24 protein-coding genes are annotated in these 23,686 nt (G+C 31.9%); 13 read left to right on the top strand and 11 right to left on the bottom strand.

Going from position 1 to position 23,686, the window contains the following annotated elements; genetic code table 11:
- Positions 1 to 120: 120 nt before the first annotated feature.
- Positions 121 to 876, bottom strand: coding sequence for a hypothetical protein (locus ABMY20_RS10580; protein WP_349265260.1), 756 nt, complete (start codon positions 874 to 876; stop codon positions 121 to 123).
- A 247-nt stretch (positions 877 to 1,123) separates the two neighbouring features.
- Here ABMY20_RS10580 and guaB point away from each other — a divergent pair, with 247 nt between their 5' ends.
- Positions 1,124 to 2,599, top strand: coding sequence for an IMP dehydrogenase (gene guaB / locus ABMY20_RS10585; protein WP_073182936.1), 1,476 nt, complete (start codon positions 1,124 to 1,126; stop codon positions 2,597 to 2,599).
- 67 nt (positions 2,600 to 2,666) lie between these two features.
- On the opposite strand, the gene ABMY20_RS10590 is transcribed toward guaB, so the two are convergent.
- Entirely contained in the window at positions 2,667 to 3,413 is a 747-nt protein-coding gene (locus ABMY20_RS10590; RefSeq protein ID WP_349265261.1) for a hypothetical protein, read from the bottom strand.
- A gap of 384 nt (positions 3,414 to 3,797) precedes the next feature.
- Between ABMY20_RS10590 and ABMY20_RS10595 the strand changes: the two genes are divergently transcribed.
- From ABMY20_RS10595 to ABMY20_RS10605, 3 genes are all read left to right on the top strand, one after another.
- Complete coding sequence (locus tag ABMY20_RS10595; RefSeq protein WP_349265262.1) at positions 3,798 to 3,980, top strand: hypothetical protein; 183 nt, start codon at positions 3,798 to 3,800, stop codon at positions 3,978 to 3,980.
- Between the two features lie 78 nt (positions 3,981 to 4,058).
- Positions 4,059 to 5,888: a hypothetical protein gene (locus ABMY20_RS10600; RefSeq protein WP_349265263.1), complete on the top strand. Its 1,830-nt coding sequence runs from the start codon at positions 4,059 to 4,061 to the stop codon at positions 5,886 to 5,888.
- Positions 5,889 to 5,890: 2 nt separating this feature from the next.
- Positions 5,891 to 6,556, top strand: coding sequence for a response regulator transcription factor (locus ABMY20_RS10605; protein ID WP_125067305.1), 666 nt, complete (start codon positions 5,891 to 5,893; stop codon positions 6,554 to 6,556).
- A gap of 120 nt (positions 6,557 to 6,676) precedes the next feature.
- Here ABMY20_RS10605 and ABMY20_RS10610 read toward each other — a convergent pair whose 3' ends face one another.
- The 4 genes from ABMY20_RS10610 to ABMY20_RS10625 form a co-directional block, all read right to left on the bottom strand.
- Positions 6,677 to 7,045, bottom strand: coding sequence for a nuclear transport factor 2 family protein (locus ABMY20_RS10610; protein WP_159611574.1), 369 nt, complete (start codon positions 7,043 to 7,045; stop codon positions 6,677 to 6,679).
- An 11-nt stretch (positions 7,046 to 7,056) separates the two neighbouring features.
- Positions 7,057 to 7,800, bottom strand: coding sequence for an SDR family NAD(P)-dependent oxidoreductase (locus tag ABMY20_RS10615; protein WP_349265264.1), 744 nt, complete (start codon positions 7,798 to 7,800; stop codon positions 7,057 to 7,059).
- 5 nt (positions 7,801 to 7,805) lie between these two features.
- On the bottom strand, positions 7,806 to 8,000 hold the full coding sequence (locus tag ABMY20_RS10620) for a 4-oxalocrotonate tautomerase family protein (protein ID WP_349265265.1): 195 nt from the start codon (positions 7,998 to 8,000) through the stop codon (positions 7,806 to 7,808).
- Positions 8,001 to 8,118: 118 nt separating this feature from the next.
- The gene (locus ABMY20_RS10625) at positions 8,119 to 8,682 is read right to left on the bottom strand and encodes a Crp/Fnr family transcriptional regulator (protein WP_159611570.1); all 564 of its coding nucleotides are present in this window, start codon (positions 8,680 to 8,682) and stop codon (positions 8,119 to 8,121) included.
- 986 nt (positions 8,683 to 9,668) lie between these two features.
- Between ABMY20_RS10625 and tssD the strand changes: the two genes are divergently transcribed.
- From tssD to ABMY20_RS10665, 8 genes are all read left to right on the top strand, one after another.
- Positions 9,669 to 10,154, top strand: coding sequence for a type VI secretion system tube protein TssD (tssD, locus tag ABMY20_RS10630; RefSeq protein WP_349265266.1), 486 nt, complete (start codon positions 9,669 to 9,671; stop codon positions 10,152 to 10,154).
- A gap of 1 nt (position 10,155) precedes the next feature.
- The gene (locus ABMY20_RS10635; RefSeq protein ID WP_349265267.1) at positions 10,156 to 11,337 is read left to right on the top strand and encodes a hypothetical protein; all 1,182 of its coding nucleotides are present in this window, start codon (positions 10,156 to 10,158) and stop codon (positions 11,335 to 11,337) included.
- The gene (locus tag ABMY20_RS10640) at positions 11,334 to 11,678 is read left to right on the top strand and encodes a hypothetical protein (RefSeq protein ID WP_173360359.1); all 345 of its coding nucleotides are present in this window, start codon (positions 11,334 to 11,336) and stop codon (positions 11,676 to 11,678) included. The genes ABMY20_RS10635 and ABMY20_RS10640 overlap by 4 nt, the downstream gene beginning before the upstream one ends.
- Positions 11,679 to 11,685: 7 nt before the next feature.
- Positions 11,686 to 12,045, top strand: a complete 360-nt coding sequence (locus tag ABMY20_RS10645; RefSeq protein WP_349265268.1) for a hypothetical protein — start codon at positions 11,686 to 11,688, stop codon at positions 12,043 to 12,045.
- A gap of 29 nt (positions 12,046 to 12,074) precedes the next feature.
- The gene (locus ABMY20_RS10650; protein WP_349265269.1) at positions 12,075 to 12,407 is read left to right on the top strand and encodes a hypothetical protein; all 333 of its coding nucleotides are present in this window, start codon (positions 12,075 to 12,077) and stop codon (positions 12,405 to 12,407) included.
- A gap of 1 nt (position 12,408) precedes the next feature.
- Complete coding sequence (locus ABMY20_RS10655) at positions 12,409 to 12,750, top strand: hypothetical protein (RefSeq protein WP_349265270.1); 342 nt, start codon at positions 12,409 to 12,411, stop codon at positions 12,748 to 12,750.
- 1 nt (position 12,751) lies between these two features.
- Positions 12,752 to 13,135 carry a hypothetical protein gene (locus ABMY20_RS10660; protein ID WP_349265271.1) on the top strand — a complete coding sequence of 128 codons (384 nt, stop codon included), beginning with the start codon at positions 12,752 to 12,754 and terminating at the stop codon, positions 13,133 to 13,135.
- 482 nt (positions 13,136 to 13,617) lie between these two features.
- Complete coding sequence (locus ABMY20_RS10665; protein ID WP_159491420.1) at positions 13,618 to 14,046, top strand: hypothetical protein; 429 nt, start codon at positions 13,618 to 13,620, stop codon at positions 14,044 to 14,046.
- Between the two features lie 703 nt (positions 14,047 to 14,749).
- Here the strand turns inward: ABMY20_RS10665 and ABMY20_RS10670 are convergent.
- Positions 14,750 to 15,571, bottom strand: coding sequence for a DNA-binding domain-containing protein (locus ABMY20_RS10670; protein WP_253056422.1), 822 nt, complete (start codon positions 15,569 to 15,571; stop codon positions 14,750 to 14,752).
- A 237-nt stretch (positions 15,572 to 15,808) separates the two neighbouring features.
- Positions 15,809 to 17,200 (bottom strand): hypothetical protein, encoded by a 1,392-nt coding sequence (locus tag ABMY20_RS10675; protein ID WP_173360348.1) that lies wholly within the window; start codon positions 17,198 to 17,200, stop codon positions 15,809 to 15,811.
- 229 nt (positions 17,201 to 17,429) lie between these two features.
- Between ABMY20_RS10675 and ABMY20_RS10680 the strand changes: the two genes are divergently transcribed.
- On the top strand, positions 17,430 to 19,445 hold the full coding sequence (locus ABMY20_RS10680; protein WP_173360347.1) for a hypothetical protein: 2,016 nt from the start codon (positions 17,430 to 17,432) through the stop codon (positions 19,443 to 19,445).
- 613 nt (positions 19,446 to 20,058) lie between these two features.
- On the opposite strand, the gene argH is transcribed toward ABMY20_RS10680, so the two are convergent.
- From argH to argB, 3 genes are all read right to left on the bottom strand, one after another.
- A complete protein-coding gene (gene argH, locus ABMY20_RS10685; RefSeq protein ID WP_349265272.1) occupies positions 20,059 to 21,330 on the bottom strand; it encodes an argininosuccinate lyase in 1,272 nt (423 codons plus the stop codon).
- Positions 21,331 to 21,694: 364 nt separating this feature from the next.
- A complete protein-coding gene (locus ABMY20_RS10690; RefSeq protein WP_173360345.1) occupies positions 21,695 to 22,768 on the bottom strand; it encodes a M20 family metallo-hydrolase in 1,074 nt (357 codons plus the stop codon).
- On the bottom strand, positions 22,765 to 23,544 hold the full coding sequence (gene argB, locus ABMY20_RS10695) for an acetylglutamate kinase (protein WP_349265273.1): 780 nt from the start codon (positions 23,542 to 23,544) through the stop codon (positions 22,765 to 22,767). Before argB ends, ABMY20_RS10690 begins: the two co-directional genes overlap by 4 nt.
- Positions 23,545 to 23,686 lie beyond the last annotated feature (142 nt).

Here is a 23,686-nt window from a genome sequence, read left to right on the forward strand (position 1 = left end):
AAGTATAGTTAGTTTATAATAAAAAAGAGGTTACTACAGTATTGAGCTAAGTTTGGTTAGTATGTTGTAAGCTCTATTATAATCACTTAACAGTGCAACCTCTTTTATTTTTAGTAATAGTTATTTATTGGGTTTAGGTACAATAAAAATAGATTTAACCCTATCTATAATGCCTTGTAATATGCTAAAAATAGCTTCTGAAGAAAACCCTCCAATCAGAGCCAAAACTCCTTTATTGAAAAGGTTGATATCTTCAGGGCTTTTGGTGTAAAATGAAATAATTTCCGACATGATAAGTCCAGCAATAATACCAAGTACTATTTGAGCCAAATAAGAAATAGACTCCTCTGAAACCATGGTTGATTCTCTAATAGAATCGCTAACCCTTTTCAATAAATAAAAAATAACACCTAAACCAGCAACAGAGGCTAAGTAGGAGAGGTTTAAAAGAAGTGGTAATCCAGAGTTATTCATTAAGCCTTTATCTAATGAGTTATTATTTACATCAGGAGAAAGTGCAGTAACAATAAACAAAACCAAAAAGAAAAGAGCTAAAAAAATAAGGTTCCTAACCACAGGAAGCTTGCTAAAAATTGATTTGTTTTGTCCTTCTTCACGCAGTGCTTTAGTGTATTCTATCGATTTTGGCGTTGCAGGAGCAATGTTTTTAACAAGAATATTATGCGCATTTATCAAGTCGTTTAAACCCTTACTTTCAATGAGAGAATTGACTTCTGTATTAATAGTAATACCATTGTAAATAGCATACGATAGCATGTTGTTAATTTCAGTAATTAATTCTTTAAATACCTTAGGATAAACATCGGTAGTGTTAACTATTTTCTTGGTATCTTTTATGAGGGTACTGTTCTCCATTAGTTGTAGGTTTATGAATAGGAATAGGGTAAACACATACTAAAATTAAGAATGATATATAAAAGAATAAGCAGAGAAACCTTGAGCGTATAAAAGTTGATTATTAGCGTTATTGATAGAAGGGTAAAGCAATAAACAAAAGATAAAATATAAAGCGATTTACTTAACTTAAAATTAAAGGTAGTTTTTGCATTATTTGTAGTATATTTGCATGCAATTAATTAACAACACACTAAATTGATTGCATATGCAAGCTCATCAAGCTAAAATATTAGGAGAAGGATTAACGTACGACGACGTTTTATTAGTTCCTGCCTACTCAGAAGTACTTCCAAGAGAAGTTTCAATCCAAACAAAATTTACAAGAAACATAACAATCAATGTTCCAATAGTATCAGCAGCTATGGATACGGTAACCGAATCTGCTATGGCAATTGCTATTGCAAGAGAAGGAGGAATAGGAGTGTTACATAAAAATATGACAATTGAGCAACAAGCTCAAGAAGTTCGTAAAGTAAAACGCGCAGAAAGCGGAATGATAATCGATCCGATTACTTTGTCGTTAAGTGCAATCGTTTTAGATGCTAAACAAGCAATGCGTGAGCATAAAATTGGAGGTATTCCAATTGTTGATGAAGCAGGAAAATTAGTAGGAATTGTAACGAATCGTGATTTGCGTTTCGAAAAAAATAACGAGCGTCCTATTGTTGAAGTTATGACCTCTGAAAACTTAGTAACTGTTGCAGAAGGAACTTCTTTAAAAGATGCTGAAGTTATCTTACAAGAAAACAAAATAGAGAAGTTACCTGTTGTTAATGACGATGATAAGCTAGTAGGATTAATTACTTTTAGAGATATTACAAAGCTTACACAAAAACCAATAGCTAATAAAGACTCATATGGACGTTTACGTGTAGCTGCAGCATTAGGTGTAACGCATGATGCAGTTGATAGAGCAGAAGCCTTAGTAAATGCAGGGGTAGATGCTGTGATTATTGATACAGCTCATGGACACACCAAAGGAGTGGTCTCTGTATTAAAAGAAGTAAAAGCTAAATTCCCTGAATTAGATGTTGTTGTAGGAAACATAGCAACACCAGAAGCAGCTAAATATTTAGTAGAAGCTGGAGCAGATGCAGTAAAAGTAGGAATAGGACCAGGATCTATTTGTACAACTCGTGTAGTTGCAGGTGTAGGATTCCCACAATTTTCAGCAGTATTAGAAGTAGCAGCGGCTATTAAAGGAAGTGGAGTTCCTGTAATTGCTGATGGAGGTATTCGTTATACAGGTGATATTCCAAAAGCTGTTGCGGCTGGAGCAGACTGTGTAATGTTAGGTTCATTATTAGCAGGAACCAAAGAATCTCCAGGAGAAACCATTATTTACGAAGGAAGAAAATTCAAATCGTACCGTGGAATGGGATCTGTTGAAGCAATGAAACAAGGATCAAAAGACCGTTACTTCCAAGATGTAGAGGATGATATTAAAAAGTTAGTTCCAGAAGGAATTGTAGGACGTGTAGCTTACAAAGGAGAATTACAAGAAAGTATTCACCAATTTGTAGGTGGGTTACGTGCAGGTATGGGATACTGTGGAGCAAAAGATATTGAAACACTAAAAAACACAGGAAAATTTATCCGTATTACTGCAAGTGGAATTAACGAAAGTCATCCACACGATGTTGCTATTACTAAAGAAGCACCTAACTATAGTAGACGATAAAAAAAGGTATTATTACCTTAATTAAGGTAAAGGTAAAAGCTGTTAATTTAAATATTAACAGCTTTTTTTATTCATTTAATAAGCCTTCATCTTTCAGAATAGTTCTTGTTATGGGGGCTAATTCCTTCAAAGTTTCAGGGTGAATGCCTCTAGCTGTAAAAAACTCTCGTTTACCATCTTTATTACTTCCATACCAAAAATTTTCCTTACCGTTTGTAAAAAACTCCATATCCTTAGTAAGTGTTACTTTTTTAAAACGGTCAATATCTATATGGTAGGTTGTATTATCTATTGAATTAAGATAGTAACAAGGGGCTTTTGTATAATGGTCTTTTTCCCAAACAATGCAATTACTTTTTTCAAACAAAATATCTTTATAAAAAATAAATACAGAAACTAAAAGAATGGCACCAATTAAAATTGGTGTTTTGTTTTTTAAGAGAGTAGTTGAAACCCCTAACTTATTTTCTTCTTCCTCTTTTCTCCCAGTTAAGTTAATTTCTTCACCTATTGTAAAAGGTTTTACAGGATCTATAGCAATATTTTCCTTATAGTTTTTAAAGTCCTCAAATCCCAAATACTCAGCCATTACATCTTTTAGAAAAGGGTCTTTTACATTAGCACTAACTGTATTATCCTTTTCAACATACTTTTTATGAATTCTGGTAGCTTTCTGTATACTTATATAATGAAATTTTCCGTGTTTTTCCTCTAACAGAGAGTTTACAAAAAAATTAGCTTTTCCATTTCGACTATCAATTCCTTCATCTGTCTCAATCTTTTTAAAAAAATCAACAATTAGTTTTTCAATCATAGTTAATCAATTATTAGACAAGTTGGAGTCAAAAGTAAAGCTGTTGTACAAAAATTGATTACGGTTATCCATAAACTAGACAAATACTGCTAGATTAAGAATTGAATAGATTTTGATAAATGGTAAAACTCAGATTTTCAGAATCTTTGCAATGGCACTGATCGAGAAATTAAAAAGAAAACAAATTGATTGGTTCTAATTAAAAGATGAACTATTGGTAGAATTTCTTAGAAGGGAAGCTACTTAATAATACCGATGTTCATCTCTACTTCCCGCGAAAGAGGCGCGCGACTCTTTTAAAAATTCTACACCCAACATGGTGTAACTGTAGCTAAGCAAAGTGCTTGGACAGGATAAATATTATCAATTTTTAAAAGTAACAAAATGAACAAGGTTTTATTAATTATAACATTTTTAGTAACAAATGGAATCTATACTATAAATACAAACTCAACCACTGTAGTACCACAAAAAGACTCTACAGAGACAACGACAAGTGATACAGGTGGAGAGGAAGATCAAGATCCTGACGAAGATGAGGATGTACCTACTCCAACAAATGGATAGGTTGGTTATAAACTCTTAATTAAAGCTCTTCTTGTTGAAGAGCTTTTTTTCTGTTAAAAGAGTTTATATTTTAGTAGCATGAAAAACCTCTATAGAATATTAATTGTTATTACTACTCTTTTATGTTTATTTAATTGTAATAATTATGATAAAAATAAGGAAGTCGATGCTGATCTATTAAAGAATGGTGGTATCGAGGAAAAGAGAAAAAAATACAAAAGATTAGATAGTTTAGCTAAAAATTTTGTTAGAAAGAACAATCTAGATAGTGCTTTGTATAATACGAAAAAATTAGTCAAACTATCTTATGCTCTTAAAGATTCAGTTTATATAGCTCATGCATTTTATCAATTAGGGTTGAACCATAAAAGAATAAATAATATAGATAGTACATATTTTTGGTATACAAAATCTAAAGAAATTTCAATTTCAATTGGAGATAGTTTAATGACTTCAAAGAGAATATTATCTTTAGCAAAACTTGAGTCTAATTTTGATTTATTTCTAAAAAGTGATTCTACTGCTATTCAGGGCTTGAAGTATGCTAATAACAACCCCAAAGCTAATGAAGTAATATGCTCCATTTACAACTGTTTAGGGATAAATTCCAGAAATCAAGGTAGTTATGATGATGCTATAAAATATTATAATCAGGCCATACAAATAACAAATGATAGTTTAAAAAGAGTAAGGTATATAGCAAATAAAGTCGTTGTTTATAAATATGAAAAGAATTATAAAGAGGCAGTAAAAGTATATGAAGAATTAATTAAGAATAAGTTTTTTGATGAAATAGATTTAAAGCTGAAATTTAAAATATTAGATAATTATACTTACACAAAGTATTTATTAGGAGAAAAAGTTGATGTTAATGATTTTTTAAAAGTTCAAAGGTTAAAAGATAGTATAAATGATTATGCGGGCTTAATAACCAATTATTCATATTTATCTGATTATTTTAATAATCAAAATCCTGATAAATCTCTATTCTATGCTCAAAAAATGTATAATTTATCGAGAGAAAGAAAAAGACCAAACGATAGAATAGAAGCAATAGATAAGCTAATTGAACAAATAAAAGAAAATGAGATTAGAAAGTATGCCATTGAAAGAAACTATCTAAAAGATAGTATAGTTGATGCTAGAAGAAAGTCAACAAATAAATTAGTTAAAACGATATATAACTTTGATCTGTTAAAAGAACAAAAATTAAAAGCAGAGATTAAAACAGAACAACAAAAATCGCAAAAACAACTCTGGATTTTTGCAGTAATTCTTACGATTTTATCCTCAATAGTTTATTTCTTTTACAAAAGAGAAAAAAATAAAAAAGAAAAAGCCATAGAAGTCTACAACACAGAAACCCGCTTAGCTAAAAAAATACACGATGAATTGGCAAACGATGTATACGCGGTAATGAATACACTACAAAATACATCAATAACAGATGAAAGGTTACTCACAAGAGTAGAGAAAATATATGCACAAACCAGAGATATTTCTCACGAAAACAGTCCTGTACTCACAGGAGAGCACTTTGAGAGTTTCTTAAAACAACTGTTTTTAGATTTTACAAACGATCGTTGCAAGGTAATTCACAAAGGATTACAAGAAGTAAGCATAAACCAGTTAGCCAAAGAAAAACAAATAGTAGTATATAGAGCCTTACAAGAGCTCTTAGTAAACATGAAAAAATATAGCGAAGCAACGTTGGTGCTTATCACTTTTTCAGTAGAAAAAAACAAATTATCGATAGCGTATCAAGACAATGGAATAGGTGTAGAAAACCTCTCTGTAAAAAATGGTTTGCAAAATATGGAAATCCGTATTAAATCAGTAGGAGGGTTTATTACTTTTGAATCAAAGCAAGAAAAAGGATTTCAAGCAAAGTTTCAATTTAAAAAGTAGTTATGTTTAAAAAAGTATTGATAGCAGAAGATGCTGATTTTATGTCAAGCGGAATAAAAGTAGCCTTAGAAAACATGCAAATTCCTAATGTTGAATATGCACAATATTGCGACGAGGCTTTTTTAAAGCTAAAAAAAGCATGGTTAGACAATGAGCCGTTTGATTTATTGGTAAGCGATTTATCATTTAAAGACAACATACATGAACAACGATTAGAATCAGGAGAAGATCTCATAGCCGAAGCAAAAAAACTACAGCCTACTTTAAAAACAGTCGTATTTTCTGTAGAAGATAAACCCTACCGAATTCAGCAATTATGTAATGAGTTAGCAGTGAATGCGTATGTATGGAAGTCTAACCACGGACAAAGAGAGCTAAAAAAAGCAGTACAAAGTGTGTTTAACGGTGAGTTTTTTATCACCCCACAATTAGCACATGCCTTACGAGATAAAGAAGCCTTCGAAGTTACAGACTACGACGTGTTTTTATTAAAACATTTAGCAGAAGGCTTAGATCAAAAAGAAATTAGCGAAGCATTAAAAAACAAAGATATAAAGCCCAGTAGTGTTAGTTCAGTAGAAAAACGCTTAAAGCTATTAAAAGAAAATTTTAACGCCAATAACCCTACACAACTAATTGCCATCACTAAAGACTTCGGACTTATCTAAAATAAACCATTATTCTGAACGGTAGAAGGAATCTCATTCAAAAGAGAAAAACGATTTAGTCTGATAGTAATAAAAACAAAGCGGTTTAGATAAACATCCAAACCGCTTTTGTTTATAAGGTTATTCTACATGCGTAAAAACCTTAGCTACAATTTTCCATTCATTCTCTATTTTGTTTAGAGATAAATAGTCATAGTAATTATAACCCAACATAGGTACATGTAACTTTGCCATGGCAACTTTCCCTAAAATATCAACTCCTACAATTTTCATGTTAAAAGTTTCTTTTAAATCATTTGGACTTTGCCTGTTAGCAACCCCTTCAATATAATTTTCAGAACTTTTAAAATAGTCAGCGCCTTTAATATCTCCATAAATAGGAGTATTGTTATGAAAGCATGATTGAAGTTTTTGAGTATCTCCATAAAAAATACCCTCAAAGTAGTTCGTTACTAAAAGTTCTATTGCTGTTATATTCTCTTTATACATCTTTTTTAGTTTTAAATGGCATGACCAACGGTGTGACCACCAGCCACATTCATAGTTTCACCTGTAACAAAATTTGAAAAAGTTAAATAGTAAGCAGCTTCAGCAATATCAGTTACCTCACCAATACGGTTTAACAAGTGTAACCCAGCTAAACTATCAGCGTCTTCAATACCTATTTTGCTTTGTAGCGGACTTCTAATAATACCTGGAGCAATAGTATTTACTTTAATATTATCATTACCAAACTCAGCAGCGAGTTGTCTGGTTAAGGTATGAATTGCACCTTTACTCATTAAAGGAGCAGTAGCAGGGAAACCAGCTATGGCATGATCTACTAAAACAGTTCCTATATTTATAATAGCTCCATTTTTTTGTGCTACCATACTCGGAATAACAGCTTGAGAGGCAAAATAAGTTCCTTTTAAATTCACATTCCAGTACAACTCTAAATCGCTTTCTTCAACCTCTAAAAAAGGTTTAGGAGCAAAAATTCCTGCATTGTTAATCAGTACATCTATACTGTTGAATTTTTCTAAAGCTAAGGCTACTAATTGTTTACTTGTTTCTTGTTTACTAATGTCTCCAACAAGAAGCACAGCGTTTAACGGACTACCTAACTCTTTATAAGCTTTTTGTAGGTTTTCTTCATTAGAAGCATTCATTACTACATTGCATCCTTTTTCTATGAAAAGTTTAGCAATTTCTTTACCAATACCTGTTGAAGCTCCTGTAATAATTGCAGTTTTGTTTTTCATGAGTCTTATTTTTTAGTTCCTAAATATTGTTTACCATCGTGCCCCCAATTACCCATAGGAACTTCTTCAATAACAATATGGGTAGTTGCAGGATTTTTTTGGAGTACATCAACTAAAAGCTGCGTTGTTCCTTCAATAAGTTGACGTTTTTGTTCTTGGGTTATCTGTTCGTCGGTAACTTTAATGTTTACAAAAGGCATAATAATATGTTTTAAAATTATACTACAAAGTTGCAGTGGACGTACAACTTTAGACAGGAGCTATGTCACACCTTTAAAGTGATGTATGTCACATGCAAACAATAAGAAATATTAAAAACTAAGAATTAAGCCTGCTAAGAGTTTCTCTAGAAACCCCTAAATAAGCAGCAATCATTTTTTTAGGAACCCGTTGAAAAAGGGTAGGGTATTGTTCTAACAGTTGATCGTATCGTTCTTTTGCAGAATTTTGTAAGAGCGATACAATTCTTTTTTGAAGAGCTATTCTGCCCATTTTACTCTTTTTAGCCCAAAAACGTTCCATTTTGTGCAAAGAGGCAGTTAGTTTATCACGGTTTTCATAAGTGATATACAACAATTCACAATCTTCAATACAATCAATTGCTGTTTTAGAAGGTAGTTGCTTTACAAATGATTCATAATCGGTAATCCACCAATTTTCCATAGCAAATTGAAGAATATGCTCTTTACCGCTATCTTCAATAAAATAGCTCTTTACACAACCTTTAACCACCCAATATTCTTTATTGGCAGTTTCGCCCTCTTGCAGTAAATATTGATGTTTACGTTTAGTAATAGGCTGAAAAAAACTTAGAATATAGGCGAATTCCTCATCAGTAAGAGGTATAATTTCTTCAATATGTTGTCGTAAAGGATGTGTCATTAAGACAGTACTATTTTCTTTTTACTATATGCAAATATAGCTGTAAAGTAAGTAGTATAAGTAAAAATACTTTTACAAACCATCATTCCGAGGAAGGTATGACGAAGTAATCTATTTATTTAGAGTCCCAAACATAAAAACTACACGTTTGTCTCATAACAACGTTATAAAGAGAAGTTTTTCCTCAAAGATTATTGTGGTATTCTTTTTCTTGATAAAAAGAAACAAAAATCAAGACTTACAATAAAATCGTGAGAAAATACTACGACATCCTCCACTGATAAAAAGAACTCGCTATCGCTCAAACAGCTTTTTATCTTACATCCATCACTGCTGTCTTGATTTTCAAAGATTTTCTTGTAGGTCACAAGACATACAGTTATTCCGAACGTCACTGAAATTAAGATATATTTTAATTGAAAGTATGTTGCAAAGCAACTGAGAAGGAATCTCATTGAAAAGTGTTACTCTTTTTTTATTGTAATCACTGTCAGTTCGAGTGATTTTTATTGAGTGATAACGAAATAAAAATAGTATCGAGAACTATTAGAAAACTTCTCGATACAAAATTATTTTTATTTCATTTCAATAATTTTACTCGAAGTGACACTGGATGATAAAAAGAATATAGAAAAAAGAGAATAGAACAAAGACCTATAAATAAGTCTTTACTCTAACAGCGAAGCGGTCCATTCTCTTGGCTCTAAAAAACAACCGTCATAACGAGTAGCAATAGCGACGTAGTTATCTCATTATTCAAAATCCATACGCTAACAACTAAGCATTCTTTCATAGTGTTTAACCCTAAACAAAGTTAGTAGAAGTACTTATTAAGTACAAACAAAGTACACGATCCGTATTTGCTTAGTACAAAGAGATTTAATAATAAATATGCTAGCTTTTTAAATAGAAAAATTGTAGGTTTGATACGTTGAAATTGCTAAAGATTACTTCAACAAGAAAAAAATATAACTAAAAACGATGCTATGAAATATAGAACTATGCTGTTGTTTAATAACAGAGAGATAGAGGTACTAACCTATAACTTTGGTTTTAATAGAAACATAAACGTTTCTGACCAACCCACAAGCTCCGCTAACTTTGCAGGTTTAGAATTAGAAATAGAATCAGGTAGTAATACTGATTTTGAAGAATGGGCTTGTAAAGAAAATGCTATAGACCAACTAGAGTTAAAAATATACTACCCATATTTAAAAGGGGGCTCTAAAACAATGACTTTTTTTGATTGCTACCTAAAGAAATACGAAACAGTATTTTCTAATACAAACGATCAGCCTATAAAAGACCGATTAATTATTACGTGTGCAGGAGTAAAAATGCCTAATTCTTCGCTAGAATATTCTACGTACTGGAGAAAAACGCTTTCTGGAACGCAAACAGAAGTAACTAAAAATGGTAGTACCGTTTCTAGCGACGGTACAAACTTTAGTGTAACCCCAAAATTATCGTAATATGCCAAGTTTTGTCCCCCTAGGAATAGCTGATTACAGCGGAAATAGTGAAAGAGGCTTTGTACAATTTACTTACCAAATAGCCGATAATAACGCCAAAGAACTAACGCTACAAATTAGAGATGGAAGCTTGGTTATTTATGAAGAAAAAATAACTGATGCTAACAAACTAAAACAAGGAGAACACATTTGGAAATGGGATGGGTTTGATAGCGGAGGAATTTTAGACACTGCTAAACTAACACAATACGAAAATTTAAATCTGTATACTATTGGCGTAGATAACTCAAACAATTACAGCAGAAAAAAGTTAGATTTTAGTATGCGTTACGATGAAGTTAAATGGGTAGATGTAAAGATTGATAAAAACTCTAAAAGAATAGATGTTACATTACGTGTTAACTTAAAAGATGGAGGAGCAAGAGGGGTAGAGTGTAAAGAGGTTATTCACAGAGATCATCTTAACCCAGGAATGAGAACTTCAAAAGAAGTATGTCCTTGGGATAAAATACCACAAAAAACATTGTCAGATTATGGTAAAATTCCTATTAAGAGTATAACAAAAAGCTTTGAAGATTTAGAAAAATTAGCTTTGGAAGGGTTAAACTATCATTGGGGTAGAAACAGGAATCACTACATAGCAAAAGATGTTGATATTGACGGTGAAAAATATGAAGTTTATGTAAACGCAATAAATACAACGCAGAAAACAATGGATGATGTTAGTTTAATTTTTAATACTAATAATTCTTGGATGCGTTCAGGAAATCCAGGAACCGTTGAAGATCCAATATCTTACGCGGGAAATATTTTTTCTAGAGAAGCTATTTGTTATAATGTAGGTTATATTAAATATTCGAAAAAGTGGGCATACCAGAGAATAGGAAATGAAGATGTTCAATTTAAGGATACATCAGCTCACGAAATAGGACACACTATTTTAAAAGCATATGGAGGAACTTTTTACAGCTACGGTCATAAAGGAAGTGTAAATACGGTATTTCAATTTCGTAAATCATCAGCACCAAGAATTCCTTTAGAAGGAGAAATAGATATAATGCCGTATTATAGAGAAAACGAGCTAGGAGAATGGTATAACCAACCCAATTATCATAAAAGAAGAGTTGCATCTACAAAAGATGTTTTAAGTTTAATATGGTTAACTAAAATAAAATTAAAATGAAAATCCACCACTCATTATTAGCTTTTATCTTTTTAATACAAAGCTGTAATACTAACTATAGCGGATATATCTATGATATAGATACAAAAGAACCCATAAAAGGTGTTAAAGTATGTAGTTTACAAGATGATAAATTAACTCAAACAGATGAGAAAGGTTTTTTTACTCTAAAAGAAGAAACATTAATAGGGAATGAAATCATCTTAAAAAAAGATAACTATAGGATAGATACATTGCCTGTATACAGTACTCATAATGGAGAGTTTATAAGTAGAAACTTTACTGGAGATACTATTTATTTAATTAGTCATAAAAGTAAATACATCAAGTATTTTCAATAAAATAAAAATGAGATTCTATTACTTACTATTAATAGCACTTATTTTGAATTCTTGTTCGTCAAGAATAGAAAGACCCGAAATTAAAGGAACACTATACGATTCTTTAACATACAAACCAGTTAAAGGTGTATTAATACAGATTGATGATGAACAGATAAAGTCCGATAACCAAGGAAAGTTTACCATACAGAGAGTAAAGAAAAGAGTGATGTTTAATTTTGAAGGTGGGCATGTTCCTTTATTTTATTCAATGGAATTAAAACATCCAAAATACAAGAGTATCAAAATAGAAAAAGGAACAAGAGGGAGTTTTGGAGAAGAGGCAATATTGTATGATTCAATCTTCCTAAAACCACTTGAAAAGTAAGCGTATTCTAGACATGTTATGTAGCTAAAATGAAAAACGTATTATTACTAACATTATTACTTTTAACAGTTTCTTGCAAACAAGAACTATGTGATTGTTACCACGGCTATGTATTAGATGAAAACAAAGAGCCAATAAATAAAGTAAAAATAATAGAAAGCTCATCTTATTCAAAGCATACCTATTCTAAAAGTGATGGCTATTTTTATCTAAATAGAAAAGCAGATTTTATTAGTGAATTAATTTTTGTTAAAGAAGGTTATATCTCAGATACTATTTCTCCTTATACAGCGAACAGAAGAGGAGATAAATCGTTATTCGTTCATAGAAAAGACACTTTATTTATGAAGAGGATAGAATAGGATGAGAAACTCAATATATATAGTATTAGCAATATCTTTATTATGTTTTGCATGTTCTAATAAGACTAATAAGTATAAAGGGTATGTGTTTTATAATAATAAGCCTTTAATAAATGTGACCGTTATAGAAGATGGAGTAACAGAAAATTTTACGAAAACGAATGAAGACGGGTATTTTATTTTAGAAAGAGCATCAAAGAAAGTAACTAGAGATTTAGTTTTTAAAAAAGAAGGCTACTTTACAGATACATTGAGGATATTACGAGGAAAAATGGGAGGCAAAATTTATTTTCTTTTTTTACGTGAACAATCAGACACTTTATTTATGAAGAGGAAAGAGTAAAATGAAAAAAGTAGTATTCATATTTATAATAGTAACATTAACAAGCTGTTTTGTTAAAAGAGTTAGTAGACCTCCTATTATAGGTTATATATATAACTCTGAAACATTACAAAAAATAGATAGTGTTGATGTGGTAACTTGGGATTCAGCAAAAAAAGATTATTCTACTGAAACCAGTAGTGATGTAAACGGAAGTTTCTTTTTAAAAATGAAAACTTACTACGATAAAATGGCTATAGGAGGTGAAGCTCCTATGGGCTTTTTTAAGTTTAGTTTAATAAAAAAAGGATATGAAAAAAGAAGTATTGAGAGAAGAGGTAGGTATGGTTTTACAAAAGACACTATAAGATTCGACTCAATCTTCCTAAAGCCACTTGAAAAGTAAACGTATTCTACAGATGTTATGCAGCTAAAATGAAAAACGTATTATTACTAACATTATTACTTTTAACAGTTTCTTGCAAATAAGAACTATGTGATTGTTACCACGGCTATGTATTAGATGAAAACAAAGAGCCAATAAATAAAGTAAAAATAATAGAAAGCTCATCTTATTCACAGTATACCTATTCTAAAAGTGATGGCTATTTTTATCTAAATAGAAAAGCAGATTTTATTAGTGAATTAATTTTTGTTAAAGAAGGTTATATCTCAGATACTATTTCTCCTTATACAGTGAACAGAAGAGGAGATAAATCGTTATTCGTTCATAGAAAAGACACTTTATTTATGAAGAGGAAAGAATAAAATGAGAAAACCTCTATTCATATTTTTCATTGCTTTATTACTATTCTGTGAAGAAGAAAGCAATACTTCCTTTAGAAGACTAAAGTTAGGCTCTAATTTGTTTATTAAATTAAATATAACATGGTAAAAATTTTCCTCATACTATTTGCACTAGGTTCTTTAATATTAATTCTTAGTTCTCGATTTAGAAAACAAAAGCTATATTTAAAAGTACTTATTTACCTCTCTTTTACTATTGTATCAGTTTTTACATTCTTTATAACAATTATATATTTATGGAACTCTAGTGAAGATTATCACCAACGAAGGCATTTTATGGGGATTTGGAATATACAAGTTTTAAATACTACGGAAACCCCTATAAAAAAGGTTAAAGTAATTAATCTAAGAGAACCAACAGATACAATTATATCAGATATTGATGGAACTGTAAATCTATATGAGTTTAGAGAAGGCTTGGTAGTACTTCAGGCAGAAGGCTATATTCCAGACACCATAAATGTAGCTGAAATGCCAAGTACAAAGGTGTATTTAAATAAGCTAAAATAAGTTTCTTTTTATCCTCATTACGAGGAGGATACGACGAAGTAATCTGTTTATTTAGAACTCAAAACTTAGAGATTGCTTCGTTTTAGCCTGTCTTGAGCCTTTCGACTTCGCTCAAGATAAACTTAAATCGAAAGGCTCGCAATTGTAAAGGTTAACAAACAGTAAACCGTCATTCCGAACGATAGTGAGAAACCGTAAGGTTCAGCGTAGCTAAACCTCACTCAAAAGTGTTACCCTTATTCTTTTATTATAATCACTGTCAGTTCGAGTGATTTTTATTGAGTGATAACGAAGTAAAAATAGTATCGAGAACTATTAGAAAACTTCTCGATACAAAATTATTTTTATTTCATTTCAATAATTTTACTCGAAGTGACACTAGATGATAAAAAGAATATCGAACAAAGACCTATTAATAAGTCTTTACTCTAACAGCGAAGCGGTCTATTCTCTTGGCTCTAAAAGAACCGTCATAACGAAGAACGATAAAACACCCTATAAAACATTGAGAATTTTGTTAGTTATACTAGTAAACACCTCATACCCATTAAAAACCATAACAAAAAGAGTATATAACATAAAAAAGTACGAGCATATAGCTCGTACAGATTATAAAATATAGTTTTTGTCTTAACCTTCAGACAGTAGTGTCTGAAGTCACAGGATAGTACTGTCTGATGTCAACGGACAGTAGTGTCGTGTGTTACGATACAGTAAGGCTAAATGTAGATTCAGATACCTTAAGTTCTTTTAAGAAGCGATCTAATTTAGAAGTAGCCTGCGTTTTAATTCTAACACGGTAATTACCCGCAGCAAGAGCAGGAGCTTGACCAATAATCTTCTTATAGCTGTTTTGAGCTAAATAAGATACCTTAGTTTCGGTACCATCTTCGGCAACAAAATACAAGCCAACCTCAGGTAAGTCACCAGCAACTTTTAAACGCAAACCATTCAGCTCAAACAATCCGTTGGCAGATAAGGTAGTATTCGTAGTTGCTGTGGTAATATCTTTTAAATTATTAATAACTGTGTTGGTAATAGGAGCAGTTACTTTTTGTAGCGGAATATCGTCCTTAATTTCGTTGATTAACTTTCCGCTGTTGAGGTTTACGTGTAGTTTATGAGTATCAGGATTAAAACCATCTTCCTCAGTATCAAAAACCCCAGAAATAGAATACCCAATATTTAGTAAGGGGAGGTTAATATTATCGCCGTCTTCTATCGACTCGATAATCTCTTCATAGTAAGAGTTAAGCACCGCTACAATATCGGTTTTACTTACTAGGTTACGTTTACTCAACATTTTATCAATCAACTCGTCTTGATTAATAGTACGCTCTGTTAATATGCGTGCTGAGTAGTTGGTTTCATCGGTTAACTTGTTTTCAATTAAATAGTACTTCATCATATTGATTTTTAAATTATTTACTTTTCCTTTTGAATCCTTTTTTGGGTAGTAACAGCTAGCATACTGGAGCAATAACCAATACATGCAAAACCATTTACTAACCTTGGTGTTATTCATCACCAAACAGTCAGGTACAAGCGTACCTTTATAGCATTAACTTCGTAAAGATGTTGTAAAATTGAATGTGATATAATAGTAATAAGGGATAGCAATTTACTTTTTACAAACAATTTTTATAGCTGATACTAAAGTAGTTGTTTTTCGTTTTAACTCTCTGACTTTATGAGTTTTTTAACGTTTTAGATAGTATGTAAATAGAAAACACGGATGTGGAATCCGCGCAATGAAGTTCTTTTAATCTAGTTTAGTTATTTTAATTATTTTTTCAGCGACTTCTACTAACTCATTTAAGCTTGATTCTTTAGAGTTATTAGTAGACCTTCTACTTTCCCTTTTCCTTAAAGGATCCTTATGAATTTCTTCAAGAGCTGTTTTAATATAATGTACATATTCTTTATTATCATCAGTTCCGTTTTTCTTTAATTGTTCAGAGAATCCAACAATTGCTTTTGATAATACCATTTTATATGCATAATCTTCGATTATATTTTTTTGTTTAGTATACTGATTGGCACAAAAAACTGTACCAATTATGGGTAATGGTAAAAGAGAAATTCTACCAATTAAAATATTAATATTTCCTGAAGAAGCTTCTAATACCCATATACCTAAAATAACTGTTAGGACTAAACATATAGCTGCACCAAAAACCCAACTTCCAAAGATCCATTTATTATCAGCTTTTTCGTATTGGCTTTGAAAAGAAGCACTTATACCTTCTGCTGTAGTATAATTAAGAGCTTTTTTAGAAGAGTTGATTAGTTGAACAGCTTTTTTCAAAACAACTTTTCTTTCTTCTTCATATTCATCAAGTTTAGCGTAGTATTTTTGTGTTCTTTGCTCAAGAGTATCAAGTCTTGATTCTCTTTCTATAACCTTATCACCAAAAGAAGTAATTAATTTTTCATTAGACTTACTTTCATTAAGGGACTCGGCTATTTTATCTAAGTTTTCAGTAGCCTCGTCTTTTATTGAGTCTAATTCTTGATTTATTTTTTCAAGTCTTTCTGATTCTTTGATTAATTCATCTTTATGAATTAATAATTGATCTAACTCTTCCTTAATTTCTTGTAATCTGTCATTACTTTTTATTAGCTTTTCTTCAATTGATAGGTTATTAGTGTTTATATTTTCCTTTAGCTCTTTAGACTCTATTAATACTTGTTGAAGTTGGGTTTTAATTTCCTTTACTTCTTCAATTTCCTTTTCAAACTCTCTTAGTCTTTCAGAAGAGTTTCTGATATTGTAACTCCTAAGGAGAGCTTTTAATTCTTCAAATACAATAATATATCGACTAGGTAAGCTTATGTCATAGGCTATTTCTTCTAGATAAGAAAAAATTCGTTCGCGTTCATTATAAGTTGATATTTTAATAAACTTAGAAGGATGTTTAGTAAGAGTGGAAATATCCGTCAATAAAGATTCAATTTCAGTAATTAAGAGTTTTAAAGTATATTCTTCTTCGTTGCCATACCTAATATTATCATATTCTTTTAAGTCTAGGTTTTTTATTTGTTCTCGAATATTATCTCTTTCTTCTCTAATGTTTTTAATTGTATCTAGCTCCATGCCTTTATTATAAGTAACCTTTATTATAAGTAAATATAAGAACCATATTCCACTCATTTCTACGGTTTTCCGCAACCCAAATTGCGGTTATCCGCAAAACATACATTATTACACATATAATTACCATTTAATAACACAATAGTTGTTATTACTAATGATATTTTACTACTTTTAAATTGTTAATATGCAGTTATATAGGGTTTTAACTAGTGTTTTGCTGCTGGTTTTAAAGACTGTTGTAACTGTATGTGCACAAAAAAATAACTAACCAAACTAACTAAAAATTATGAAAACCCTAAGCACTTGCTTAGCACTCTTTTTTTATGTGCTATGCATTAACGGACAAACACAAACTATTAACTGTGAATTTGAAATTAAAAAGCTTAACAAAGCTTATGAGAATCATTTAGACTTTATAGAAGATAATAAAGAAGAAACTAGTCTAGTAAAAAAGGTTATAAATGAAGAAACAGTAGAAGAACTTAATAAATTAATTGAAGAAAGAAGAAAATATCAAAAAGCACTACATAAAATTTATAATAAGTTTACAAGTTTTAAAGATGTGTGTACCAGTATTCCTATAGATTCTATTAAGGAATGGTTTCCTCATAAAAAACCTCTTGAGTTAGAAGAGGTTAAAGAAATAGAGAAAAAGAAGGAAAAGGAGGAAAAGAAGGAGGAAAAAAAGAAAGATTGTGAATCTGAAATAAAAAAGTTAATTAAAACATTTGAAGATTATGAGAAAGCTAAAGAAGCAAAAGAAAAGGAGATAAACGAAGTTAAAAAAGTAATAACTAGTGAAACTTTTACAAAGTTAGGTGTCTTAAAAGAAGAGAGAAATAATATTATAAATTCGTTAGGAGAAACGTACTCTAAACTTGAAGCGTATAAAATAGATTGCCCTTCAGTGACTTTAGAAAATATAAAAGAATGGTACAAAGAAGAAAAACCTTCTGTATTAGCAATTCTTTTTAAAGGAGAAGAAAATGAACCCGTAACCTACAGCTATTTTAATGAGAATGTAATTATAAGCGAAGATATAAACGGAAAGGATACAAAACAGAAAAAGATATTTAATCAGGTATTAAAGCAAGTAAATCAAGAAGCCTATTTTGGAGACATTACCATACCTAAAGATGGGCAAGAGTTTTGTTTTTATAAAAAGAAAAGTAGTAATGACACTATAAATAAAAGTGACCCTGTACGATTGCCATTAAAGAAATACAAGTTTAAAAAGATAGATATTGAAATACGCGATGGTAGCTTAGCTGATATTCAGGTATTGGTAGAATATAAGGGAAGTTTACTATTGTTTGAAAACTATGTAGGGGTAAGCTTTTTACGATATGGGTATTGGGCATCTGAAAACTTCCTTTTTTACTCACAAAAACAACCAACAACCAATGTTGATGAAAAAGAGTTTGAAAACCTTCGTATTCGTTTAAGTGATGTACTAATGTATAAGTATAAAATAGGAAACAACTACATCCCTCATGACTTAACGTTGGAACTGCCTAAAGAAGATATTGATGGAAACAAAACCAACTTAACAGCCCCAGCAACCTATCAAATAAAACAAGATACTTACTTAGATAAAATAGTAGAGCTACGTGCTTATACCGACTTTTTAGCACTCTTTGGAGAGTCTGACAACGGATTGGTGCAGTTAGAAGGAAGCGCAAAGTTTTATGTATTTCCTTTTTCAAGGCAAATCTTTAGTTCTTCAATGCAATACGAATTTTTAAAATCAATTACACCTTATGTACACTATGCTAAGTTTGAAGAAGACAAAGGTTTAGTTACCGCAACAGGTGGTGTAATAGGAAATACGTTAGACTTGGTAGAAAAACGCTTTTTAACCGTAGGTGGAGAAGTAAACTTCTTTGAAGTGTATCAAAAAAACTATCCTATGAAAATGAACTTTTTTGGTACGATAGACTATAATCTAACGAGAGTTCAAAACGATACCCAAGGAGTAGAAAACTTAAAAGCATTGAGTTATGGAGGAGGAATAAGCTTATCATCAAAACGATTTAACAACTTCGGTTTCAATTACAAATTAGGACTTCACTGGTTTGATTATAAAAGCTATAACGGGTCTAGCACAATAGATTTAGACTTTAAAGTACCTGTATTAAAGAATCAAGCAGAGGTGTTTTATCACCCTAACAAAAACCCAAATCAAGCTATTTTTGCAAGATTAGTAACCTACAATTACAAAGGAAGTGAAAGCGATGAGGCTTTTTACCAGTTTCAATTTGGATATAAGTTCTCCATAGGCTCAAGAACAGTAAAGAAATAAAGTAAAAAAGAGGTTATTTGTTAAGAATAACCTCTTTTTATATAACAGTTTTATGAGTTCTATTAAAATCTAACAAAATTCTAATTTCATTGTGTCACCTCGAACCTATGTGAGAGGTCTCAAGGCAATGAGTTACACCTTTTAATAAGATTCCTCCTCGTGCCTCGTTCGGAATGACGATTGTTTATTAGAATCAAGAAACAAGACCGCTTCGCTGTTAGAATATAGATTCACAAGCGTCATTTCGACCAGCGGGAGAAACCGTAAGGTTCAGCGTAGCTAAATCTTTATACTCTGAACTCTCAACAAACAGATTACTTCGTCGTATCCTCCTCGTAATGACAATGGGTTTGTCATTTCGACCAGCGGGAGAAATCTTATAATTGTATGTTAGGAACTGTTAAGAATGTTCTAGGCTTAAATTAAACAGATTCCTCCTCGTACCTCGTTCGGAATGACAGTATACTATTGTATAGGTTTACGTCATTGCGAGCCTTTCGACTGTTGCTCAAGACAGGCTAAAACGAAGCAATCTCTAAGTTTTGAGTTAACTACTTACAGATTACTTCGTCGTATCCTCCTCGTAATGACGACTTTTTTTTAGTATCTACCACTAACCAAGCTTCTCACGTATTTTATCCAAACACAAATTATCTATACTACCCACATGCGTATGTTTTTTAGAAGTATCAGGAGTATATGTACCGTTGACAACTTCACTACCAATTTTTTGGTAAGCCTCTCTAAAACTCATACCATTTTCAACCAAGGTATTCATATTGTCTACTGTAAATAGATATTTGTACTTTTCATCATGTAGGTCAATATCTTTTACAATAATTTGCTGAATAGCATAGTCAAAAATATCTAACACATCTTTTAGCTCCTCAAAAGCATTGATGATATTTTCTTTTAATAACTGATAATCTCTATGATATCCACTTGGTAAATTGTTGGTGATTAACAAAGTTTCGGTATACAACGCTTGGATTTTATTGCACTTTCCTCTAATCAATTCAAACACATCAGGATTCTTTTTATGTGGCATAATGCTACTACCTGTAGTTAATTCATCAGGAAAAGAAATAAAATCAAAATTCTGACTCATATACAGGCAGATATCCATCGCAAAACGAGCTAGTGTATTACTCACACTACCCAACGCCATGGTAAGGGTACGCTCACTTTTTCCTCTACTCATTTGTGCTGCCACCACATTGTATTTTAAGGTTTCAAAACCTAGTTCTTTAGTGGTGAATTCTCTATCAATAGGGAACGAACTACCATATCCAGCTGCAGAGCCTAAGGGGTTTTGATCTACTGTTTTTAGCGCTGCATTAACCATGTGTAAATCGTCAATTAGCAATTCAGCATACGCAGAAAACCATAATCCGAAAGAAGAAGGCATTGCCACTTGTAAGTGGGTGTACCCAGGTAATAACTTGGTTTTATGTTCTTCTGCCAACTCTAATAACGTATTGAAAAGTGTTTTAGTTTTATCTGAAATCGATTGCAGGTTGTCTTTATAGTACAATTGTAACGCTACTAAAACCTGATCATTTCTTGAACGTGCGGTATGAATTTTCTTACCAACTTCACTGCACATGTTGGTTAATTCAAACTCAATTTTAGAATGTACATCTTCAAATTGAGCATCTATTATAAAAGTACCTTCTGCCACTTGTTGTTGTAGCGTAGTAATTCCAGCAGTTACTTGTGCTAATTCTTCCGAAGTAATAATACCGATGGAAGCCAGCATTTTTGCATGTGCTAATGATGCTTGCAAGTCGTACGGTGCAATGTGTATGTCTATTTCTCTATCGTTTCCAACAGTGAAATGTTCTATTTTTTTATCTATGGATAATCCTTTGTCCCAAAGTTTCATGTTTTTATGTTTTTTAATTAGTACTGAGTATTGAGAAGTTAGTATTGAGTGTTAAACACTATAACTAACAAAATTCTCATTGTTTGTTTGTCACCTCGAACGTATGTGAGAGGTCTCAAACTTATGAGTTACTCTTTTTAATGAGATTCCTCCCTCTGGTCGGAATGACGATTTGCTTTAGAAAAAGAGGTCTTGTATCTCTTTTCTATGTTTTTTATTTGTTATTTATAATGTCACTTCGAGTAAAATTATTGAAATGAAATAAAAATAATTTTGTACCGAGAAGTTTTCGAATAGTTCTCGATACAATTTTTACTTCGCTATCACTCAATAAAAATCACTCGAACTGACATGTGTACAGTAGCTAATTCTTAACTCCTTTTAATACGTTCTCTAAAAGCTTAACATACAACTCAATTCCTTCCTCAATTTCTTGAAGATAAATAAACTCATCAGCGGTGTGTGAACGTGTGCTGTCTCCAGGTCCTAATTTTAATGACGGACAGCTCAACACTGCTTGGTCAGATAGGGTAGGAGAACCATAGGTTTTTCTTCCTAAAGTAATACCTGCTTGCACCAAAGGGTGTTCTTTTGGTATTGATGATGAATTCAAATTCAAACTTCTTGGTTGTATGTTACAAGGCGCATTTTGCTGTAAATAGTCGCTAACTTCTTGATTGGTGTATTTATCGTTTACACGAACATCGACCACTAATTTTACTTCGGAAGGAACAGCGTTGTGTTGTTTTCCTGCATTGATTTGTGTTACCGTGAGTTTTACGTCTCCCAAGATTTCAGAAGTTTTTTCAAACTCAATATTTTTAAACCACTGCAATACTTCAATGGTGTTGTAAATAGCATTATCATGGTTCGGATGTGCTGCATGACTAGGGGTTCCGCTTACCTCAGCGTCAAAAACGACTAGACCTTTTTCAGCAATAGCTAAATTCATTAAAGTAGGTTCTCCTACGATGGCTACATCAATGTTAGGTAAGGTTTTTAGTAATCCGTTTAAACCGTTAGGACCGCTGCTTTCTTCTTCGGCAGTTCCTGCAAATACCAAATTATACGCTAAGTTTTCTTTTTGATAGAAATAGGTATAGGTTGCTAGTAATGATACCAAACAGCCTCCCGCATCGTTACTTCCCAAACCATAGAGTTTTCCTTCTTCCACAATCGCTTTAAAAGGATCTTTGGTATAGCCGTTATTAGGTTTTACCGTATCGTGATGCGAGTTGAGTAACAGCGTAGGTTTGTTAGCATCAAAATGTTTGTTTACCGACCACACATTGTTCTGAGTTCTAGTGTATGGAATATCATACTCTTTAAACCAGTTTTCTAGCAGTAGGGCAGTAGCATCTTCTTCCGAAGAAAAAGATGGTGTTTCTATTAGGTTTTTTAACAGATTGATGGCTTTTGTGGTAAGTCTTTGTATCATGATAGTTGTAATGAGGTGTGTTTGTTTTTTGAGTTAAATACCATAGCTGTATTGCCTATGTGTACTTTTTGAACGTTGTTTTTTAGGGCGTGAAAGCAGTTATCTAGTTTAGGAAGCATTCCTTCAAATATGACTCCGTCAGCTTTTAATTGCGCGTAGGATTCTGAAGTGATTTGTTCGATAATAGAGTTGTCATCGGTTACATCACTTAGCACTCCTGATTTTTCAAAACAGTAATATAGTTCTGTACTAAAATGAGCAGAGAGACCTATAGCAATTTCTGAGGCTATGGTGTCTGCATTTGTGTTCAATAACTGTCCGTTAGCATCGTGCGTAATGGCACAAAACACAGGCGTTACTTCGTTATTAATTAATACGGTTAGTACTTGCGGGTTCACGGTAACAACGTCGCCTGCAAATCCGTAATCTATAGGTTCAGCAGGACGTTTGGTTGATACAATGGTATTTCCGTCAGCCCCTGTAAAACCTATAGCGTTGGTGTTATGCGCTTGTAACTGCGCAACAATTTGCTTGTTGATTTTACCTGCATATACCATAGTAATCAAATCTAAAGTTTGCGTATCGGTTACACGTCTGCCATCAATCATTATCACAGGAATATTCAACTGTTTAGCCAATTCAGAAGCTAGTTTACCTCCACCATGAACTAACACTTTCGGATTTTTTAACTGAGCGAAATTAGTTAAGAAACTATGTAAGGCTTTCTCATCATTAATGATGTTTCCGCCTATTTTAACAATCTTTATGGTTTTCATTTTTAGTTTTAAGTTTAATTTATTGTTCATTTTTTCTTGATAAAAAACGAACCAAAAAATCAAGTCTGTAAAGAGGAAATTGCTACGCACCACTCACTTTCAAAGCTTCATGCTTAAAGCTACGCTTAGCACTTTCACTTTT

The organism is Tenacibaculum sp. SSH1-16, from assembly GCF_040104435.1.
In the GTDB taxonomy this organism is placed as follows: domain Bacteria; phylum Bacteroidota; class Bacteroidia; order Flavobacteriales; family Flavobacteriaceae; genus Polaribacter; species Polaribacter mesophilus.

Bases quoted from the DNA above. Each gene is read 5' to 3' on its own strand.
- ABMY20_RS10645 (WP_349265268.1), top strand. From the start codon at position 11,686: ATGAGATTCTATTACTTACTATTAATAGCACTTATTTTGAATTCTTGT.
- ABMY20_RS10690 (WP_173360345.1), bottom strand. From the start codon at position 22,768: ATGATACAAAGACTTACCACAAAAGCCATCAATCTGTTAAAAAACCTA.
- ABMY20_RS10660 (WP_349265271.1), top strand. From the start codon at position 12,752: ATGAAAAAAGTAGTATTCATATTTATAATAGTAACATTAACAAGCTGT.
- ABMY20_RS10665 (WP_159491420.1), top strand. From the start codon at position 13,618: ATGGTAAAAATTTTCCTCATACTATTTGCACTAGGTTCTTTAATATTA.
- ABMY20_RS10635 (WP_349265267.1), top strand. From the start codon at position 10,156: ATGCCAAGTTTTGTCCCCCTAGGAATAGCTGATTACAGCGGAAATAGT.
- ABMY20_RS10590 (WP_349265261.1), bottom strand. From the start codon at position 3,413: ATGATTGAAAAACTAATTGTTGATTTTTTTAAAAAGATTGAGACAGAT.
- ABMY20_RS10595 (WP_349265262.1), top strand. From the start codon at position 3,798: ATGAACAAGGTTTTATTAATTATAACATTTTTAGTAACAAATGGAATC.
- ABMY20_RS10610 (WP_159611574.1), bottom strand. From the start codon at position 7,045: ATGTATAAAGAGAATATAACAGCAATAGAACTTTTAGTAACGAACTAC.
- ABMY20_RS10600 (WP_349265263.1), top strand. From the start codon at position 4,059: ATGAAAAACCTCTATAGAATATTAATTGTTATTACTACTCTTTTATGT.
- ABMY20_RS10605 (WP_125067305.1), top strand. From the start codon at position 5,891: ATGTTTAAAAAAGTATTGATAGCAGAAGATGCTGATTTTATGTCAAGC.
- ABMY20_RS10670 (WP_253056422.1), bottom strand. From the start codon at position 15,571: ATGAATAACACCAAGGTTAGTAAATGGTTTTGCATGTATTGGTTATTG.
- tssD (WP_349265266.1), top strand. From the start codon at position 9,669: ATGAAATATAGAACTATGCTGTTGTTTAATAACAGAGAGATAGAGGTA.
- ABMY20_RS10580 (WP_349265260.1), bottom strand. From the start codon at position 876: ATGGAGAACAGTACCCTCATAAAAGATACCAAGAAAATAGTTAACACT.
- ABMY20_RS10615 (WP_349265264.1), bottom strand. From the start codon at position 7,800: ATGAAAAACAAAACTGCAATTATTACAGGAGCTTCAACAGGTATTGGT.
- ABMY20_RS10640 (WP_173360359.1), top strand. From the start codon at position 11,334: ATGAAAATCCACCACTCATTATTAGCTTTTATCTTTTTAATACAAAGC.
- ABMY20_RS10620 (WP_349265265.1), bottom strand. From the start codon at position 8,000: ATGCCTTTTGTAAACATTAAAGTTACCGACGAACAGATAACCCAAGAA.
- guaB (WP_073182936.1), top strand. From the start codon at position 1,124: ATGCAAGCTCATCAAGCTAAAATATTAGGAGAAGGATTAACGTACGAC.
- ABMY20_RS10680 (WP_173360347.1), top strand. From the start codon at position 17,430: ATGAAAACCCTAAGCACTTGCTTAGCACTCTTTTTTTATGTGCTATGC.
- ABMY20_RS10655 (WP_349265270.1), top strand. From the start codon at position 12,409: ATGAGAAACTCAATATATATAGTATTAGCAATATCTTTATTATGTTTT.
- ABMY20_RS10675 (WP_173360348.1), bottom strand. From the start codon at position 17,200: ATGAGTGGAATATGGTTCTTATATTTACTTATAATAAAGGTTACTTAT.
- ABMY20_RS10625 (WP_159611570.1), bottom strand. From the start codon at position 8,682: ATGACACATCCTTTACGACAACATATTGAAGAAATTATACCTCTTACT.
- argH (WP_349265272.1), bottom strand. From the start codon at position 21,330: ATGAAACTTTGGGACAAAGGATTATCCATAGATAAAAAAATAGAACAT.
- ABMY20_RS10650 (WP_349265269.1), top strand. From the start codon at position 12,075: ATGAAAAACGTATTATTACTAACATTATTACTTTTAACAGTTTCTTGC.
- argB (WP_349265273.1), bottom strand. From the start codon at position 23,544: ATGAAAACCATAAAGATTGTTAAAATAGGCGGAAACATCATTAATGAT.